Raw genomic sequence first — 16,772 nt, forward strand, 5'->3', positions numbered from 1 at the left:
GGGGCCCCTGAGCTTAGTCGCGGTTGGCGTGGCGCAGCCAGTTCAACAGGCCGTGGGCGGCGACCCGGCCGCTGGCGAAGCAGGCGGTGAGCAGGTAGCCGCCGGTGGGCGCCTCCCAGTCGAGCATTTCGCCGGCGCAGAACACCCCGGGCAGCGCCCTGAGCATCAGGCCGTCATCGAGCGCCTCGAAGGGTACCCCGCCGGCGCTGCTGATCGCCTCGGCCAGCGGCCGTGGGCGCAGCAGGGTGAGCGGCAGCGCCTTGATCCAGGACGCCAGGGCGGGCGGATCGGCGAAGGCGGCGGCCGGCGCCAGCTCGCGCAGCAGGGCGGCCTTGACGCCGTCCAGACCGGCCTGGCGCTGCAGATGCTTGGCCATCGACTGCTTGCCGCGCGGCCTGGCCAGCGCCTGCTGCAGCTTGGCCAGCGGCGTCTGCGGCAGCAGGTCGAGGCTGATCACCGCCTGGCCCTCGGCCTCGATGGCGCGGCGAATGGCGGCGGAGAAGGCGTAGACCAGGCTGCCCTCGACGCCGCTCTCGGTGAGGACGAACTCGCCGATCCGTGCGTCCTCACCGGGCAGGCTCAGGGCGACGTTCTTCAGGGGCGCGCCGGCGAACTTGTCCCGCAGGTGCTCGCTCCAGCCGGCGACCTCGAAACCGCAGTTGCTCGGCTGCAGCGCCGCCACCTCGACGCCGCGCGCCTGCAGCAGCGTCGTCCAGGCGCCGTCGGAGCCCAGTCGCGGCCAGCTGCCGCCGCCCAGGGCCAGCAGGCAGGCGTCGGCCGCGAGCCGGCGTTCGCCGTCGGCAGTGGCCAGGCGCAGGCTGCCGTCGTCGTTCCAGCCCAGCCAGCGGGTGCGGGTGTGCAGGGTCACGCCCAGTTCGCGCAGGCGGCGCAGCCAGGCGCGCAGCAGCGGCGCGGCCTTCATGTCGGTGGGAAACACGCGCCCGGAGGTGCCGACGAAGGTGTCGATGCCCAGGTCGTGAATCCAGGCGCGCAGGGCGTCGGCGTCGAAGTCCTGCAGCAGCGCCGCGACTTCCCGCTGACGCTCGCCGTAGCGGCCGACAAAGGCGTCCTTCGGTTCCGAGTGGGTGATATTCATGCCGCCGACCCCGGCCAGGAGGAACTTGCGGCCCAGCGAGGGCATGGCGTCGTACAGCTCGACGCGCACCCCGGCGCGGGCCAGCACCTCAGCGGCCATCAAGCCGGCGGGGCCGCCGCCGACGATGGCGACCAGGGGAGCGGTGGGGGCGGGGATGGCGGACATGCGGCGACCGACAGGGCGAGGAAAGGGCGCATTCTAGCGGAAGGGGCAGGGCTCGGGGGGGAGCCCTGCGGCATCAGGCCAGGCGCGCGTCCAGGCTGTTCTGCGCCAGGCGCTGGGCTTGGGCCTCGGTCATACCCAGGTGCTGGTGCAGGGCGGCGAAGTTCTCGCCGACATAGCCGCCGAAGTAGGCCGGATCGTCCGAGTTCACCGTCACCTTCACCCCGCGCTCGAGCATCTCGAGGATGTTGTGCTGGCCCATGTGCTCGAACACGCACAGCTTGATATTGGACAGCGGACAGACGGTCAGCGGGATCTGCTCGTCGATAAGGCGCTGCATCAGCCGCTCGTCCTCGCTGGCGCGCACGCCGTGGTCAATGCGCTCGACCTTGAGCAGGTCCAGCGCTTCCCAGATGTACTCGGGCGGGCCTTCCTCGCCGGCATGCGCCACCGCGTGCAGGCCTTCGCTGCGCGCCTTGGCGAACACCCGCTGGAACAGCCGGGGCGGGAAGCCTTTTTCCGAGCTGTCGAGGCCGACGCCGATAAAGGCGTCGCGGAACGGCATGGCCTGTTCCAGGGTCTTGAACGCCTCTTCCTCGGGCAGATGGCGCAGGAAGCTGAGGATCAGGCCATGGCTGATGCCCAGTTGCTGCTCGCCGTCGCGCAGTGCCTGCTGGATGCCGCGCAGCACCACCTCGAAGGGCACGCCGCGGTCGGTGTGGGTCTGCGGGTCGAAGAAGGGTTCGACGTGGATGACGTTCTGCGCCTTGCAGCGCTGCAGGTAGGCCCAGGTCAGGTCGTAGAAGTCCTGCTCGCTGCGCAGCACGTTGGCGCCGGCGTAATACAGGTCGAGAAATTCCTGCAGGTTGTTGAAGGCATAGGCCGCGCGCAGGGTCTCGACATCGGCCCAGGGCAGGGCGATGCGGTTGCGTTCGGCCAGGGCGAACAGCAGCTCGGGCTCCAACGAGCCCTCCAGGTGCAGGTGCAGTTCGGCCTTGGGCAGGGCGTTGAGCCATTCGGGCATGGTCGGTTCTCGTCGTCAGGCTTGCGGTGCGGCCAAGTTTAACCGCTGGGACAGGATCGCGCTGTGCCGCATGGCCCGCTGCGTAGGGTGGACTTCGCTTTTCATGTCCACCACAACGTTCGTTCCGGCTGCACGAGCGGTGGATGAAAAGAGCGTCATCCACCCTACGCTGCAATCAGCCCTGTGCCGCCTCACGCCGATAGGCATAGGTATCGGCGAAGCGCGACAGCAGGTACGCGGCGCTGGTCACCGGCGGGTACTTGGCCGGGTTGTCCGCGCTGGAGCAGTTCGGCAGGCAGTCGATCAGGGTGTCCGGGTGCGGCTCGGCGAAGAAGGGCATGGAGTAGCGATCCACCCCCAGCGGGCTGATCACCCGGTGCGGGGTGGAGGTGTAGCGGTCGTTGCTCCAGCGCGCCAGCATGTCGCCGATATTGACCACGAAGCTGCCGGCCAGCGGCGGCGCGTCGACCCACTGGCCGTCGCGCGAACGCACCTGCAGGCCACCGGCATCGTCCTGGTAGAGCAGGGTGATGCAGCCGTAATCGGTATGCGCGCCGGCGCCCTGCTGGTCACTGCTGCTGGCGGTGTGGCGCGGCGGGTAGTGAATCAGGCGCAGCACGCTGATCGGCTCATGGAAGCGCGCGTCGAAGAAGTCGTGCGCGATGTCCAGGGCCATGGCCATGGCGCGCAGCAGGGTCTTGGCCAGCGCCTGCATATCGGCGTAATGCTGTTCCATCAGCGCGGCCCAGCCGGGCAGATCCGGGTGGCGATTCGGCCCGCGCAGCGGTTTGCCGGCCACGACATCCGGATGATCCACCGGCATATGGAAACCCATATCGAAGGTTTCCTTCAGGTCGCTCGGCTTGCTCGGGTCGAGCTGCTCGGTGGCGATGGCGCCATAGCCACGATGGTGGGCGGTCTGGGTGATATCGATCTTGAGTTTGTCGTCGGCAGGCAGGGCGAAGAAGCGCTTCGCCGCACTGAGCAGGGCGTCGATGCGCTCGGCGCGGATGGGGTGGCCGACGATATAGAAGAAGCCCCAGTCGCGGCAGGCGCGGTCGATCTGTTCGGCCACGGCAGGCCAGGCCGACGCGTCGTTGCTGTACAGAGGGGCGATATCGATAAGGGGTAGGCTGTGCATAAAAGCTCCGGGGGCGGTGCTGCGAGTCTTCTCGTACCCAGGGCAGCGGTACGTGGCGCCGAAGACCGGCGCCACGGTGATGCGGTTCTGCTGAGATAAACAGGGACGGCATCGGTAGTTGCAAGGCTGCGGGTGAAACCCGCCAGCCGCTTACTGCGGCAACTCGGCCTTCAGGTTTTCCACGTAGTAGTTCATCGCGGCCAGTTCGGCGTTGGTCGCGCTCACGCCGTCGGCGATGCGCACCGCGCCGCTCTGATCCTTGATCGGACCGGTGAAAGGGTGGAACTTGCCGCTGCGGATGTCGGCGATGATCTGCTCGGCCTCGCTCTTCACCTCGGCCGGTACCAGGTCGCTGATCGGCAGGTCGATGGTGTCCTCGGCCAGGCCGCCCCAGAAGTCCTGGCTCTGCCAGTTGCCGTCGAGCACCGCCTGGGTGGATTTGACGTAGTGCGGGCCCCAGTCGTTGACGATGGAGGTGAGCACGGCCTTGGGCCCGAAGTGGGCCATGTCCGAGGCATAGCCCACGGCGTGGACGCCGCGGCGCTCGGCGGTCTGGATCGGCGCCGGGCTGTCGGTGTGCTGGAAGATCACGTCCACGCCCTGGTCGATCAGCGCGTTGGCGGCGTCGGATTCCTTGCCCGGATCGAACCAGGTGTTGACCCACACCACCTTGATCTCGGTGCCCGGGTTGTACTTGTCCAGGGCCAGCTGGATGGCGTTGATGTCGCGGATCACCTCGGGGATGGGGAAGGAGGCGACGTAGCCGACCTTCTTGGTCTTGGTCATCTTCGCCGCGAGGAAGCCGCCGACGTAGCGCCCCTCGTAGGAGCGCGACAGGTAGGTGGCGAGGTTCTTGTCCTGCTTGTAGCCGGTGGCGTGCTCGAAGGTGACCTTGGGAAATTGCTTGGCCACCTTCAGCGTCGGGTTCATGTAGCCGAAGGAGGTGGTGAAGATCAGGTCGTAGCCGCCCTTGGCCATGTTGCGAATCACCCGCTCGGCATCGGCGCCTTCCGGTACGTTCTCGACGAAGCTGGTGCTGACCTTGTCGCCCAGCTCCTTGATCAGCGCCTGGCGGCCCTGCTCGTGCTGGTAGGTCCAGCCGTGGTCGCCGATGGGGCCGATGTAGACGAAGCCGACCTTCAGCGGGTCGGCGGCCGAGGCGCCGAGCATGGCGCCAAAGCCCAGGGCGGCGACGAGGGTGTGCAGCAGCGGTTTCTTGCTCTTCTTGTGCATGGTGGGTGCAGCTCCAGTCTTGGTGTCGGGATGGCCGTTGGTTGGCTGATCCCCTGACTGCAAAAAGCTGACCAATAAGACAGATATCCGTGGCGAAAGCCCTGGCGGGCAAGGGCTGGGAAGATGGCGGAGCGCTATTGGTGCGCAGGATGTGCAGGTGCTGCGTTGTGGTGCGAGATGTGGCGTCTTTGGCCGGTAGTGTGTGCCGTGCACACCGTCGTGATGCGGTGCGCACGGCTCACTGCTCGGGCGTCCTCAGCCGTTGATCAGCTCACGCGCCGCCTGACGGTGATCGGCGATCAACTGCGCCACATCCAGCCCTTCGATCTGCCCGTCGATGACGCGCCAGATGCCGGCGATCATCATCCGGTCGGCGCGGTCGGCGCCGCACAGCAGCAGCGCGGAGAGCGGATCGTGGCTGCCGGAGAAGCGCAGCTCGTCGAGCTTGAACAGCGCCAGGTCGGCCTGCTTGCCGACGGCCAGCTCGCCGATATCGCTGCGCCCCAGCAATTTCGCCGAGCCCTTGCTGGCCCAGCCGAGCACGCGTTGCGGGGTGATCTGTTCGGCGCCGTAGCGTAGGCGCTGGATGTACAGCGCCTGGCGCGCCTCGAGGATCATGTTCGACGCATCGTTGGAGGCCGAGCCGTCGACGCCCAGGCCCAGCGGCGCACCGGCGGCCTCCAGCTCGACGCTGGGGCAGATGCCCGAAGCCAGGCGCATGTTGGAGCTGGGGCAATGGCAGATGCCGGTGCCGGCGGCGCCAAGGCGGGCGATTTCGTCGGGGTTGAAATGGATGCCGTGGGCCAGCCAGGTGCGCGGGCCGAGCCAGCCGACGCTGTCCAGGTAATCCACGGTGCGCAGGCCGAAGCGCTGCAGGCAGAAGTCTTCCTCGTCGAGGGTTTCGGCCAGGTGGGTGTGCAGGCGCACGTCCAGTTCCTCGGCCAGCTCGGCGCTCTGGCGCATGATGGCCTGGGTCACCGAGAAGGGCGAGCAGGGCGCCAGGGCGATCTGGATCTGCGCGCCGTCGCCGCGCTGGTGGTACTGGCCGATCAGGCGCTGGCTGTCGGCCAGGATCACCTCGCCCTGCTGCACCGTCTGCTGCGGCGGCAGGCCGCCGTCGGCTTCGCCCAGGCTCATCGAACCGCGGGTGAGCATGGCGCGCATGCCCAGCTCGCGCACGGCCTCGACCTGTACGTCGATGGCATTCTCCAGGCCGCCGGGGAACAGGTAATGGTGATCGGCAGCCGTGCTGCAGCCGGATAGCAGCAGTTCGGCCAGCGCCACCTTGCTGGCCAGGGCCAGTTTCTCCGGCGTGAGGCGCGCCCACACCGGGTAGAGCGTCTTCAACCAGGGGAACAGCGGCTGATTGACCACCGGCGCCCAGGCGCGGGTGAGGGTCTGGTAGAAGTGATGGTGGGTGTTGATCAGGCCCGGTAGCAGCACATGCTCGCGGGCATCGAAGGTTTGCTCGCAGGCTGTTGACGGCTGCTGGCCTTTGCTGAGCACTTCGGTGATGCGGCCACCCTCGATCACCAGGCCGCCGGAAGCGTCCAGGTCGTTGGCGGTGAAGATGGCGAGCGGGTTCTTGATCCAGATACGGGTAGCTGCCATGAGCAGGCTCCTCTGAGGTTGATGTCAGGTAAGCCAGCTCAGTGTTGACCCTGTCTGCTGATCCAGGTGCGCCAGAACGACGTGCGGCGCACGATAGCTGACTCTGGGGTCAGGGGCAATGTCCGGTGCGCGGCGCACCCTACCGGCCGCGCGCACCGTTACTCATCTCAATGCCCCGGCTGCCACGGCTGGCCCAGCGACACCGGCGCATACAGCCGGGTCTTGATCGCATCGCGCGAGAGCAGCACCAGCACCAGGATAGTGGCGACGTAGGGCAGCATGGCCAGCAGGTTCGAGGGGATCGACAGGCCGATGCCCTGCGCCACCAGGTGGAGGATGCTGGCCAGGCCGAACAGGTAGGCGCCGAGCAGCACGCGCAGCACCCGCCAGCTGGCGAACACCACCAGCGCCAGGGCGATCCAGCCACGCCCGGCGGTCATGTTTTCCGCCCACATCGGCGTGTAGGCCAGCGACAGGTAGCCGCCCGCCAGGCCGGCCATGGCGCCGCCGAACAGCACCGCCAGGGTGCGCACGCGCAGTACCGGCAGGCCCATGGCGCTGGCGGCGTCCGGGTTCTCGCCGACGGCCTGGATGATCAGGCCGATGCGGCTTTTCAGCAGCACCCAGGCCACCAGGGCGAACAGGGCGAAGGACAGGTAGATCAGCACGTCCTGGGCGAACAGCATGCGCCCGATCAGCGGGATATCGGACAGCATTGGAATGACGATGGGCTCGAAGCCGCTCAGCGGCTTGCCGACCCAGGCGGCGCCGACGAAGGTGGACAGGCCGACGCCGAAGATGGTCAGGGCCAGGCCGGTGGCCACCTGGTTGGCGTTGAAGCCCAGTGCCACGGCAGCGAACAGCAGCGACAGCAGCATGCCGGCGGCCATCGCCAGCAGCACGCCCAGCCACAGGCTGCCGGTGCTGAAGGCGACGATAAAGCCGATCACTGCGCCGAACAGCATCATGCCTTCCTGGCCGAGGTTGAGCACGCCGCTTTTCTCGCACACCAGCTCGCCCAGGGCCACCAGCAGCAGCGGTGTGCCGGTGCGCACCATGGCGTAGAAGATATTGGTCAACAGATCGAGATCCATGGGGATTTCCTTGGCGTTCAGGTGGTGGCTTCGGCAAGCGTTTCGCGGCGTGCCCATTTCCACTTCAGCCGTGGCCGGTAGAGGATCAGCACGTCGCAGGCCAGCAGGTAGAACAGCATCATTCCCTGGAACAGCTGGGTGATCGCCTGCGGCAGGTTGAGGTTCATCTGCGCGTTCTCGCCGCCCAGGTAGAGCAGCGCCATCAGCAGGCTGGCAGCGACGATGCCGAGCGGATTGAGGCGCCCCAGAAAGGCCACGGTGATCGCCGCGTAGCCGTAGCCGGGCGAGACCTGCGGCACCAGTTGACCGATGGGGCCGGCCACTTCGCCGACGCCGGCCAGACCGGCCAGGGCGCCGCTGACCAGCAGGGCGAACCACACCAGGCGCTTCTCGCGAAAGCCGACGAAGCCGGCGGCGCGGCTGTCCAGGCCGAGTACCTTGATCTGGAAGCCGAGAAAGCTCTTGTGCAGCAGCACCCACACCGCCACCAGGGCCAGCAGCGCCAGGTACAGGCCGCCGTGCAGGCGTCCGTCCTCGCTGACCAGCGGCAGGCGACTGGTATCGCCGAACATGGCCGACTCGGGGAAGTTGAAACCGGCCGGGTCCTTCAGCGGGCCATGCACGAAGAACAGCAGCAGGTTCAGCGCGATGTAGTTGAGCATGATGCTGGTGAGGATTTCGTTGGCGTTGAACTGCGTGCGCAACCAGGCGGTGAGCCCGGCCCAGGCCGCACCCGCGCAGGTGCCGGCCAGCACTACCCAGGCCAGCGCCCAGCGGCTGTCCCAGTCGATCAGTTGCAGGGCCATGGCGCTGCCGGCGAGGGCGCCGATCAGCAGTTGGCCTTCGGCGCCGATGTTCCAGATGCGCGCCTGGTAGGCCACCGCCAAGCCGAGGGCACAGAGCAGAATCGGCAGTGCCTTGACCAGCAGTTCGGACACGCCGTACCAGTCGCTGACCGGGGCGATCAGCAGGGTGTGCAGGGTTTCCAGCGGGTTATGGCCGAGCAGGGTGAACAGCAGCACACCGCTGACCAGGGTCAGTACAGCGGCCAGCAGCGGCGACAGCCAGAGCATGGGGCGCGACGCCTGGCCGCGCGGTTGCAGGGATAACAGCATGACGGGCTCCGTCAGCAGGCCGCAGCGGCGGCGGGTTGATCGAATTCACCGGCCATCCAGCGGCCGACGTCTACGCTGGAGACCTGCGCCGTCTCGGTCAGCGGCGACAGCCGCCCGCTGCACAGCGCGCCGATGCGGTCGCTGATCTGCAGCAGCTCGTCGAGGTCTTCGGATATCACCAGGATCGCCGCGCCGGCATCGCGCAGGGCGATCAGCGCGCGGTGGATGGCGGCGGCCGCGCCGACGTCCACGCCCCAGGTCGGGTGCGCGGCCACCAGCAGTTTCGGGTTCTGCAGAATCTCTCGACCGAGGATAAATTTCTGCAGATTGCCGCCGGACAGGCTGCGCGCCACGGTATCGGCATTCGGCGTCTTCACTGCGAAGCGGCGGATGATTTCCTCGGCCAGTGCGCGCACCTTGCCGCGCTGCACCAGGCCGCCCTTGACCAGGCCCTGGCCGAAGGCGGTGAGCAGGGCGTTGTCCACCAGGCTCATCTCCGGCACGGCGCCATGGCCGAGGCGTTCTGCCGGTACGAAGGCCAGGCCCAGCCCGCGCCGTGCATCGGGGGGCAGGTTGGCCACCGGCGTGGCATCCAGGCTGACCCGCTCGCGTTCGCCACGCGGTAGGCGGGTTTCGCCGCTGAGCAGGGCGAGCAATTCGTCCTGGCCATTGCCGGCCACTCCAGCGATGCCGACGATCTCGCCGCTGCGCACCTCCAGGCGAAGGTGTTCGAGCGAGCAGCCGAACGGGTCGGGGTTGTGCCAGCTGAGGTCATCGACGCGCAGCCGTGGCAGGCCGCCGCTGACTTTCGGGTAGCTGCTTTCCAGGCCCTCGGCATCGCCGACCATCAACCGCGCCAGCTGCAGGTCGCTGCATTCGGCCGGCACGCAATGGCCGGACACGCGCCCGCCACGCAGCACCGTGGCGCTCTGGCACAGCGCGCGCACCTCGCCGAGCTTGTGGCTGATAAAGAGGATGCTGCAGCCCTCGGCGGCCAGGCGGCGCAGGGTGACGAACAGCTCGTCGGCCTCCTGCGGGGTGAGCACCGAGGTCGGTTCGTCGAGGATCAGCAGTTGGATGTCCTGCATCAGGCAGCGGACGATTTCCACGCGCTGGCGCTCACCGATGGACAGGCTATGCACCAGGCGCGTCGGCTCCAGCGCCATGCCGTAGCGCTGCGACACCTCGCGAATCTTCGGCTCCAGCTGCTTCGGCGTACCAGCCTGCGCGCCCATGGCCAGGGCGATGTTCTCGGCGACGGTCAGGGTCTCGAACAGCGAGAAATGCTGGAACACCATGCCGATACCCAGGCGGCGTGCCATGGCCGGGTCGCGCATCGCCAGCCGTTCGCCCTGCCAACGGATTTCGCCGCTGCTGGGCTGGGTGACGCCGTAGATGATCTTCATCAGGGTGCTCTTGCCGGCACCGTTCTCGCCGAGCAGGGCGCAGATCTCGCCGGGGGCGATGGTCAGGTCGATACGGTCGTTGGCCAGGCAGCCGGGGTATTGCTTGCTGATGGCGGTCAGCTGCAGGCGTGGGGCATTGGGTGGGGCGGACATGGAAATCGCTCGTCGATAGGAGGCGAGCGGAGTCAAAGCAAAAACCTGGCCATGGAGTCAGAAAAGCCTGGCGGCGGGTTGCCCCCGTTGCCCTATCGGCGCGCGCCGCCCCGGGCTGGTGCGGCGCCATGCCGCGACCAGGCGGTACGCACCAGAAGCAGGCGCGGCGGCGCCGCATGCGGCCGGTTGCCGCAGCGGCGGAAGGCCGCGTCGGGCTTGGTTATACTCCGCGCACCTAGGGAGTTGTCATGCTCGAACCCGTGCAGTTGCTGTCCGCCAGCCGCCAGAACCTCTGGCGCCTGACCCTGATCCGTATCCTCGTGCTGGCCGCCCAGGCCGGTTCGGTGGGGCTCGCCTACAAGTCGGGGATGCTGCCGTTGCCCTGGCTGGAGCTGTCGGCGACCCTCGGCGTGTCGCTGCTGCTGTGCCTGGGCACCGCCCTGCGGCTGCGTGGCCCGTGGCCGGTCACCGAGCTGGAATACGCGGTGCAGCTGGCCTGCGACCTGATCATCCACAGCGTGCTGCTGTATTACACCGGCGGCTCGACCAACCCCTTCGTCTCCTATTACCTGGTGCCGCTGACCATCGCCGCGGCGACCTTGCCGTGGCTGTTCACCATCGTCCTCGCCGGTCTGGCGCTGGCCGGCTACACCCTGCTGCTGGTGTGGACCCATCCGCTGGAGCTGCCGGCGGCGCGCGAGAGCCTGCTGGTCTACGGCATGTGGCTGAGCTTCGCCCTGTCCGCGGCGCTGATCACCTTCTTCGTCGCCAAGATGGCCGAGGAGCTGCGCCGCCAGGACGAGCTGCGCGCCGAGCGCCGCGAGGAGAGCCTGCGCGACCAGCAGCTGCTGGCCGTGGCCACCCAGGCCGCCGGCGCCGCCCACGAGCTGGGCACGCCGCTGGCGACCATGAGCGTGCTGCTCAAGGAGCTGCGCCAGGAGTACCGCGACAGGCCGGCGCTGCAGGACGACCTGGCGCTGCTGCAGGAACAGGTCAAGCTGTGCAAGGACACCCTGCAGCAACTGGTGCGCGCCGCCGAGGCGGACCGGCGCCAGGCGGTGGTCGAGCAGTCCTGCGTCGAGTGGCTGGAAACCACCCTCAATCGCTGGCACCTGATGCGCCCCGAGGCCAGCTACCGCTACCAGTGCCTGGGCCGCGGCACGCCGCCGCGCTTGATGCCACCGGCCGACCTGACCCAGGCGCTGCTCAACCTGCTCAACAACGCCGCCGACGCCTGCCCGGACAAACTCGACATCCGCCTCGACTGGGATCACCAGTGGCTGCGTCTGAGCATCCGCGACCACGGCACCGGCGTGCCGCTGGCGATCGCCGAGCAGCTCGGCCGGCCGTTCTTCACCACCAAGGGCAAGGGCTTCGGCCTCGGCCTGTTTCTCAGCCAGGCCAGCGTGACCCGTGCCGGCGGCACGGTTAAGTTGTATAACCATGAAGAAGGCGGCACCCTCACCGAACTGAAGTTGCCGCGAGCCTATGGCGTGGCCTGACAAGGAAAAACCATGAGCGACGAATCCCTGTTCGACGGCGAAGAGCAACCGCACCTGCTGCTGGTGGACGACGATCCCACCTTCACCCGCGTCATGGCCCGCGCCATGAGCCGCCGCGGCCTGCGCGTGTCCACCGCGGCCAATGCCGACGAGGGCCTGGCCCTGGCCAGGGAAGACCTGCCCGACTACGCCGTGGTCGACCTGAAGATGGAAGGCGACTCCGGCCTGGTGCTGCTGCCCAAGCTGCTCGAGCTCGATCCGGAGATGCGCGTGGTGATCCTCACCGGCTACTCCAGCATCGCCACCGCGGTGGAGGCGATCAAGCGCGGCGCGGCCAACTACCTGTGCAAGCCGGCCGACGCCGACGACGTGCTCACCGCGCTGCTCTCCGAACACGCCGACCTCGACAGCCTGGTGCCGGAAAACCCGATGTCGGTGGATCGCCTGCAGTGGGAGCATATCCAGCGCGTGCTGGCCGAGCACGAAGGCAATATCTCCGCCACCGCCCGCGCCCTCGGCATGCACCGCCGTACCCTGCAGCGCAAGTTGCAGAAGCGTCCGGTACGGCGCTGACTGCGCGTCAAACGCAACCGTCAACCCCGGATTGCATCCGGGCTACGGAATCGAACGGGCGACGGTAGCAGGGCAATGATTAGCCGGCTAACATAGGTCGTCATACAACTCCCGCCGGGATCGCCATGTTCGCCGTCGTCCAGCAAACCCTCGCCATCACCGCGCCGGTATTCGCCATGCTGTTTCTCGGCGTGGCGCTCAAGCGCCTGCACTGGATCGACCGCACCTTTATCGATACCGCCTCGAGCCTGGTGTTTCGCGGCACCATGCCGACCCTGCTGTTTCTCGGCATAGTCCGGGCCGATCTGGGCAGCGCCCTGCAGCCGGCGCTGCTGCTGTTCTTCGTCGCTGCCACCCTGGTCTGCTTCGTCCTGGCCTGGGGTTGGGCGATCTGGCGCATCCCCTTCGAGGATCGCGGCATCTACACCCAGGGCGCCTTTCGCGGTAACAACGGCATCGTCGGTCTGGCCCTGGCCACCAGCCTCTACGGCGACTACGGCCTGTCCCTGGGGGCGGTGCTCGGCGGGGTGGTGATCCTCTGCTACAACGTGCTCTCGGCCATCGTCCTGGCCATCTACAGCCCCGGCGCCAAGACCGGGCCGCTGGCCATCGCCAGGAGCATCCTGCGCAATCCGCTGATCATCGGCGTGTTGCTGGCGATTCCCTTCGCCTACTGGCGGATCGCGTTGCCGGACTGGCTGCTGACCTCGGCCGAGTACTTCGCGCAGATGACCCTGCCACTGGCGCTGATCTGCATCGGCGGCACCCTCAGCCTGGCCTCGCTGCGCCGCAGCAGCGGCACGGCGCTGAGTTCCAGCCTGATGAAGATGGTCTGGCTGCCGCTGCTGGCAACCGCGGGCGCCTGGCTGTACGGCTTTCGCGAGGCGGATCTGGCGATCCTCTTCCTCTACTTCGCCAGCCCCACGGCGGCGGCCAGCTTCGTAATGGCCCGCGCCGTGGGCGCCAACCACGAACTGGCGGCGGCGATCATCGTGATCACCACCTTGGCGGCGGTGGTGACCACCAATGTTGGGCTGTTGCTATTGCAATGGGGCGGCTGGATCTAGCGAGCGGCGGGCCGCCTGCGGGAGGGGCTTCAGCGGCGACCTTCGCTGTGAAGCCCCGCCCACGGCCGCATGTCCAGCTCAAGTGCTGCGCTGGTAGTCCTCGATCACTTCCTGCGCCGCGCGGAAGGCGTCGATGCTGGCCGGCACGCCGGCGTAGACCGCGCAGTGCAGCAGGGTCTCGCGGATTTCCTCCACCGTGCAGCCGTTGTTCAGCGCGCCGCGCACGTGGCCCTTGAGTTCCTGCGGGCACTTCAGCGCGGTCAGCGCGGCCAGGGTGATCAGGCTGCGGGTGGCGCGCGGCAGGCCGTCGCGGGTCCACACGCCGCCCCAGGCGTGCTCGTTGACGAAGTCCTGCAGCGGCTGGGTGAACGTGGTGGCGTTGCCCAGGGCGCGCTCGACGAAGGCGTCGCCCATCACCTCGCGGCGTACCTTGAGACCCTGCTCGTGGTTGTCGCTCATGTTCAGATCTCCTGGCCGCGCTGCTTGTGCCAGGCACGCACGGCGATGATCGCCAGGGTCACGGCGGTCAGCGGCAGCACGTAGCCGATCATCGCCTCGCCGAAGGTCTGGGCGAACGGCCGGCCGGTGGCGAACAGCACCAGGTAGCCGGTGTAGGCCGCGTAGTAGGCGAGGAACAGCGCGCCTTCCCAGCGGTTGATGCGGTAGCCGGCGAAGAAGATCGGCAGGCAGGCCACGGCCACCGCGATCATCACCGGGAAGTCGAAGGCCAGGGCGTTGGGCGACACGGAAATCGCCGCCGGCGCCACCAGCGAGGCCAGGCCCAGCACGCACAGCAGGTTGAAGATGTTGCTGCCGACTATGTTGCCCACGGCGATGTCGCGCTCGCCCTTGAAGGCGGCGATGATCGAGGTGGCCAGTTCCGGCAGCGAGGTGCCGACGGCGATCACGGTCAGGCCGATCACCAGCTCCGACAGACCGAGGGCGCGGGCCAGTTGCACGGCGCCTTCGACCAGCAGGTTGGAGCCGCCCACCAGCAGCACCAGGCCGGCGACGATCAGGCCCAGGTTGACCACCCAGGCATGGGGCTTGGCCGGTTCGTTCAGGCCGAATTCCTTGGCGAACTCGTCGTCTGCGCCGCCCTTGTCCTGGCGGGCGCTGTAGATCAGAAAGCCGGTGTAGGCCAGCACGCCGGCGAACAGCAGGGCGCCGTCGAGGCGGCTCAGTTCGCCGTCCCAGGCCAGGGCGAAGGTCACCAGGCTGGCGCCGATCATGATCGGCACGTCGAGGCGGATCAGCTGGCGCGAGACGATCAGCGGTGCGACCAGGGCGGTCAGGCCGAGAATCAGCAGGACGTTGGCGATGTTGCTGCCGACCACGTTGCCGATCGCTAGGTCGCCGCTGCCGTTGATCGCCGACTGCACGCTGACCGCGGTTTCTGGCGCGCTGGTGCCGAAGGCCACCACGGTGAGGCCGATGATCAGCGGCGGGATGCCGAACTGCGCGGCCAGCTTGGCGGCGCCGCGTACCAGCACCTCGGCGCCGGCGACCAGCAGCACCAGGCCGGCGATCAGGTAGACGTAGGTCATCATTGTCATTGCGGGGGCTCCGGGAAAAATGCGGCTAGTGTAGCGATGGCGTATCGCCGCGCCAGAGGGGCGGGGGCGCTATTTGTTACCAGTCCTGTTTCACTTCAGTTGCTCGACCCGCACCGGCACCACGCCGGCGCGCAGCATGCCCAGGCGTTCGGCGGCGGCGCGCGAGACGTCGATGATGCGCCCGCGCACGAAGGGGCCGCGGTCGTTGATGCGCACCACCACGCTGCGTTCGTTGCTCAGATTGGTGACCCGCACCCGGGTGCCGAACGGCAGGCTGCGGTGCGCAGCGGTCAGCGCGTGCTGGTCGAAGCGCTCGCCGCTGGCGGTCTTGCGACCATGGTGGCGGTCGCCATAGTAGGAGGCCTTGCCGGTTTCCGTGGCACCGCTGCCGCTGCCGAAGGTGGAGCAGCCGGCGAGCACGGCGAGCAGGCCGAGCACGACGACGGCCTGTAGCCCGGATGCAATCCGGGGGCGCAAGGATTCCCGGATTGCATCCGGGTTACAAATGAGCATCGTCTGGTTCTCCAGGTAAACGAACGCCGGGCAAGCCCGGCGTCGTTACAGCTGTGGCAAGCGAGCCGATCCGGCTCAGCCTTCGAGCTTCTTCTTCAGCAGTTCGTTCACTTGCCCCGGGTTGGCCTTGCCTTTCGAGGCCTTCATCGCCTGGCCGACGAAGAAGCCGAACATCTTGCCGCGCTTGGCTTCATCGCTGGCGCGATACTGCTCGACCTGCTCGGCGTTGGCCGCCAGCACTTCGTCGAGCATCTTCTCGATGGCGCCGGAGTCGGTGACCTGCTTGAGGCCCTTCTTCTCGATCACTTCATCGGCGCTGGTGCCTTCGCCGGCCGCCAGGGCCTCGAACACCATCTTGGCGATCTTGCCGCTGATGGTGTTGTCCTTGATGCGCAGGATCATCCCGCCCAGCTGCTCGGCGGACACCGGCGACTGCTCGATTTCCAGGTTGTCCTTGTTGAGCAGGCTGGACAGCTCGCCCATCACCCAGTTGGCCGCCAGCTTGGCGTCGCCGCACACCGCATTGACCGCCTCGAAGTAGTCGGCCAGCTCGCGACTGGCGGCCAGCACCGTGGCGTCGTAGGTGGACAGGCCGAACTGGCTCTCGAAACGCTCGCGCTTCTGCACCGGCAGCTCCGGCAGGCTGGCGCGCACCTCGTCGAGGAAGCTTGGCTCGATCACCACCGGCAGCAGGTCGGGGCAGGGGAAGTAGCGGTAGTCGTTGGCTTCCTCCTTGCTGCGCATGGAGCGGGTCTGGTCCTTGTTCGGGTCGTACAGGCGGGTTTCCTGCACCACCTGGCCGCCGTCCTCGATCAGCTCGATCTGCCGCTGCACCTCGTGGTTGATGGCCTTTTCGATAAAGCGGAAGGAGTTGACGTTCTTGATCTCGGCGCGGGTGCCGAACTCGACCTGACCCTTGGGCCGTACCGAGACGTTGCAGTCGCAGCGCAGCGAGCCTTCGGCCATATTGCCGTCGCAGATGCCCAGATAACGCACCAGGGCGTGGATGGCTTTGACATAGGCCACCGCCTCCTTGGCCGAGCGGATATCCGGCTCGGAGACGATCTCCAGTAGCGGCGTGCCGGCACGGTTCAGGTCGATACCGCTCATGCCGTGGAAGTCTTCGTGCAGGCTCTTGCCGGCGTCCTCTTCCAGGTGCGCGCGGGTGATGCCGATGCGCTTGACCGTGCCGTCTTCCAGGCTGATGTCCAGATGACCCTTGCCGACGATGGGATGCTCCATCTGGCTGGTCTGATAGCCCTTGGGCAGGTCAGGGTAGAAGTAGTTCTTGCGGGCGAAGACGTTCTGCGGCGCGATGTGCGCGTCGATCGCCAGGCCGAATTTCACCGCCATGCGCACCGCCTCGGCGTTGAGCACCGGCAGGGTGCCGGGCATGCCGAGGTCGATCAGGCTGGCCTGGGTGTTGGGCTCGGCGCCGAAGCTGGTGGCGCTGGCCGAGAAGATCTTCGATTGGGTGCTGAGCTGAGCGTGAATCTCGAGCCCGATGACTGTTTCCCATTGCATCT

General features: G+C 67.6%; 15 protein-coding genes. 3 read left to right on the plus strand and 12 right to left on the minus strand.

All coding sequences use genetic code 11. The annotated features are described in order from the left end of the window. Positions 1 to 13 precede the first annotated feature (13 nt). The 8 genes from AC1G9C_RS04065 to AC1G9C_RS04100 all read right to left on the minus strand — a co-directional run bounded on the left by AC1G9C_RS04065 (position 14) and on the right by AC1G9C_RS04100 (position 10,035). Complete coding sequence (locus tag AC1G9C_RS04065) at positions 14 to 1,261, minus strand: TIGR03862 family flavoprotein (RefSeq protein WP_480409522.1); 1,248 nt, start codon at positions 1,259 to 1,261, stop codon at positions 14 to 16. A 73-nt stretch (positions 1,262 to 1,334) separates the two neighbouring features. Then, positions 1,335 to 2,282 (minus strand): adenosine deaminase, encoded by a 948-nt coding sequence (locus AC1G9C_RS04070; RefSeq protein ID WP_480409523.1) that lies wholly within the window; start codon positions 2,280 to 2,282, stop codon positions 1,335 to 1,337. Between the two features lie 175 nt (positions 2,283 to 2,457). After that, positions 2,458 to 3,423: a 2-oxoglutarate and iron-dependent oxygenase domain-containing protein gene (locus tag AC1G9C_RS04075; RefSeq protein WP_021442602.1), complete on the minus strand. Its 966-nt coding sequence runs from the start codon at positions 3,421 to 3,423 to the stop codon at positions 2,458 to 2,460. 150 nt (positions 3,424 to 3,573) lie between these two features. Continuing rightward, complete coding sequence (locus tag AC1G9C_RS04080; RefSeq protein ID WP_480409524.1) at positions 3,574 to 4,656, minus strand: BMP family ABC transporter substrate-binding protein; 1,083 nt, start codon at positions 4,654 to 4,656, stop codon at positions 3,574 to 3,576. A 255-nt stretch (positions 4,657 to 4,911) separates the two neighbouring features. Continuing rightward, on the minus strand, positions 4,912 to 6,267 hold the full coding sequence (locus AC1G9C_RS04085; RefSeq protein ID WP_480409525.1) for an 8-oxoguanine deaminase: 1,356 nt from the start codon (positions 6,265 to 6,267) through the stop codon (positions 4,912 to 4,914). Between the two features lie 167 nt (positions 6,268 to 6,434). Continuing rightward, the gene (locus AC1G9C_RS04090) at positions 6,435 to 7,361 is read right to left on the minus strand and encodes an ABC transporter permease (RefSeq protein ID WP_480409526.1); all 927 of its coding nucleotides are present in this window, start codon (positions 7,359 to 7,361) and stop codon (positions 6,435 to 6,437) included. A 17-nt stretch (positions 7,362 to 7,378) separates the two neighbouring features. Then, on the minus strand, positions 7,379 to 8,476 hold the full coding sequence (locus tag AC1G9C_RS04095) for an ABC transporter permease (RefSeq protein ID WP_480409527.1): 1,098 nt from the start codon (positions 8,474 to 8,476) through the stop codon (positions 7,379 to 7,381). An 11-nt stretch (positions 8,477 to 8,487) separates the two neighbouring features. Then, entirely contained in the window at positions 8,488 to 10,035 is a 1,548-nt protein-coding gene (locus AC1G9C_RS04100) for an ABC transporter ATP-binding protein (RefSeq protein ID WP_480409528.1), read from the minus strand. 248 nt (positions 10,036 to 10,283) lie between these two features. Between AC1G9C_RS04100 and AC1G9C_RS04105 the strand changes: the two genes are divergently transcribed. The 3 genes from AC1G9C_RS04105 to AC1G9C_RS04115 all read left to right on the plus strand — a co-directional run bounded on the left by AC1G9C_RS04105 (position 10,284) and on the right by AC1G9C_RS04115 (position 13,177). Then, positions 10,284 to 11,537 carry an ATP-binding protein gene (locus AC1G9C_RS04105; RefSeq protein ID WP_480409529.1) on the plus strand — a complete coding sequence of 418 codons (1,254 nt, stop codon included), beginning with the start codon at positions 10,284 to 10,286 and terminating at the stop codon, positions 11,535 to 11,537. A gap of 12 nt (positions 11,538 to 11,549) precedes the next feature. Next, positions 11,550 to 12,110, plus strand: coding sequence for a response regulator transcription factor (locus AC1G9C_RS04110; RefSeq protein WP_021443216.1), 561 nt, complete (start codon positions 11,550 to 11,552; stop codon positions 12,108 to 12,110). A 125-nt stretch (positions 12,111 to 12,235) separates the two neighbouring features. Next, positions 12,236 to 13,177 (plus strand): AEC family transporter, encoded by a 942-nt coding sequence (locus tag AC1G9C_RS04115; RefSeq protein ID WP_122109001.1) that lies wholly within the window; start codon positions 12,236 to 12,238, stop codon positions 13,175 to 13,177. A 78-nt stretch (positions 13,178 to 13,255) separates the two neighbouring features. On the opposite strand, the gene AC1G9C_RS04120 is transcribed toward AC1G9C_RS04115, so the two are convergent. The 4 genes from AC1G9C_RS04120 to gatB all read right to left on the minus strand — a co-directional run bounded on the left by AC1G9C_RS04120 (position 13,256) and on the right by gatB (position 16,770). Further along, positions 13,256 to 13,636 (minus strand): carboxymuconolactone decarboxylase family protein, encoded by a 381-nt coding sequence (locus AC1G9C_RS04120; RefSeq protein WP_480409530.1) that lies wholly within the window; start codon positions 13,634 to 13,636, stop codon positions 13,256 to 13,258. Between the two features lie 2 nt (positions 13,637 to 13,638). Continuing rightward, complete coding sequence (locus AC1G9C_RS04125) at positions 13,639 to 14,733, minus strand: calcium/sodium antiporter (RefSeq protein ID WP_031302916.1); 1,095 nt, start codon at positions 14,731 to 14,733, stop codon at positions 13,639 to 13,641. 90 nt (positions 14,734 to 14,823) lie between these two features. After that, on the minus strand, positions 14,824 to 15,246 hold the full coding sequence (locus AC1G9C_RS04130) for a septal ring lytic transglycosylase RlpA family protein (RefSeq protein ID WP_480409531.1): 423 nt from the start codon (positions 15,244 to 15,246) through the stop codon (positions 14,824 to 14,826). A 75-nt stretch (positions 15,247 to 15,321) separates the two neighbouring features. After that, entirely contained in the window at positions 15,322 to 16,770 is a 1,449-nt protein-coding gene (gatB, locus tag AC1G9C_RS04135; RefSeq protein WP_480409532.1) for an Asp-tRNA(Asn)/Glu-tRNA(Gln) amidotransferase subunit GatB, read from the minus strand. Positions 16,771 to 16,772 lie beyond the last annotated feature (2 nt).

The sequence above is a fragment of the Pseudomonas sp. ABa2 genome (genome assembly GCF_056676075.1).

Coding starts and splice junctions, on each gene's coding strand:
- AC1G9C_RS04100 (WP_480409528.1), bottom strand. CDS start 10,035: ATGTCCGCCCCACCCAATGCCCCACGCCTGCAGCTGACCGCCATCAGC.
- AC1G9C_RS04130 (WP_480409531.1), bottom strand. CDS start 15,246: ATGCTCATTTGTAACCCGGATGCAATCCGGGAATCCTTGCGCCCCCGG.
- AC1G9C_RS04080 (WP_480409524.1), bottom strand. CDS start 4,656: ATGCACAAGAAGAGCAAGAAACCGCTGCTGCACACCCTCGTCGCCGCC.
- AC1G9C_RS04125 (WP_031302916.1), bottom strand. CDS start 14,733: ATGACAATGATGACCTACGTCTACCTGATCGCCGGCCTGGTGCTGCTG.
- AC1G9C_RS04070 (WP_480409523.1), bottom strand. CDS start 2,282: ATGCCCGAATGGCTCAACGCCCTGCCCAAGGCCGAACTGCACCTGCAC.
- AC1G9C_RS04115 (WP_122109001.1), top strand. CDS start 12,236: ATGTTCGCCGTCGTCCAGCAAACCCTCGCCATCACCGCGCCGGTATTC.
- AC1G9C_RS04085 (WP_480409525.1), bottom strand. CDS start 6,267: ATGGCAGCTACCCGTATCTGGATCAAGAACCCGCTCGCCATCTTCACC.
- AC1G9C_RS04105 (WP_480409529.1), top strand. CDS start 10,284: ATGCTCGAACCCGTGCAGTTGCTGTCCGCCAGCCGCCAGAACCTCTGG.
- AC1G9C_RS04120 (WP_480409530.1), bottom strand. CDS start 13,636: ATGAGCGACAACCACGAGCAGGGTCTCAAGGTACGCCGCGAGGTGATG.
- gatB (WP_480409532.1), bottom strand. CDS start 16,770: ATGCAATGGGAAACAGTCATCGGGCTCGAGATTCACGCTCAGCTCAGC.
- AC1G9C_RS04065 (WP_480409522.1), bottom strand. CDS start 1,261: ATGTCCGCCATCCCCGCCCCCACCGCTCCCCTGGTCGCCATCGTCGGC.
- AC1G9C_RS04090 (WP_480409526.1), bottom strand. CDS start 7,361: ATGGATCTCGATCTGTTGACCAATATCTTCTACGCCATGGTGCGCACC.
- AC1G9C_RS04095 (WP_480409527.1), bottom strand. CDS start 8,476: ATGCTGTTATCCCTGCAACCGCGCGGCCAGGCGTCGCGCCCCATGCTC.
- AC1G9C_RS04110 (WP_021443216.1), top strand. CDS start 11,550: ATGAGCGACGAATCCCTGTTCGACGGCGAAGAGCAACCGCACCTGCTG.
- AC1G9C_RS04075 (WP_021442602.1), bottom strand. CDS start 3,423: ATGCACAGCCTACCCCTTATCGATATCGCCCCTCTGTACAGCAACGAC.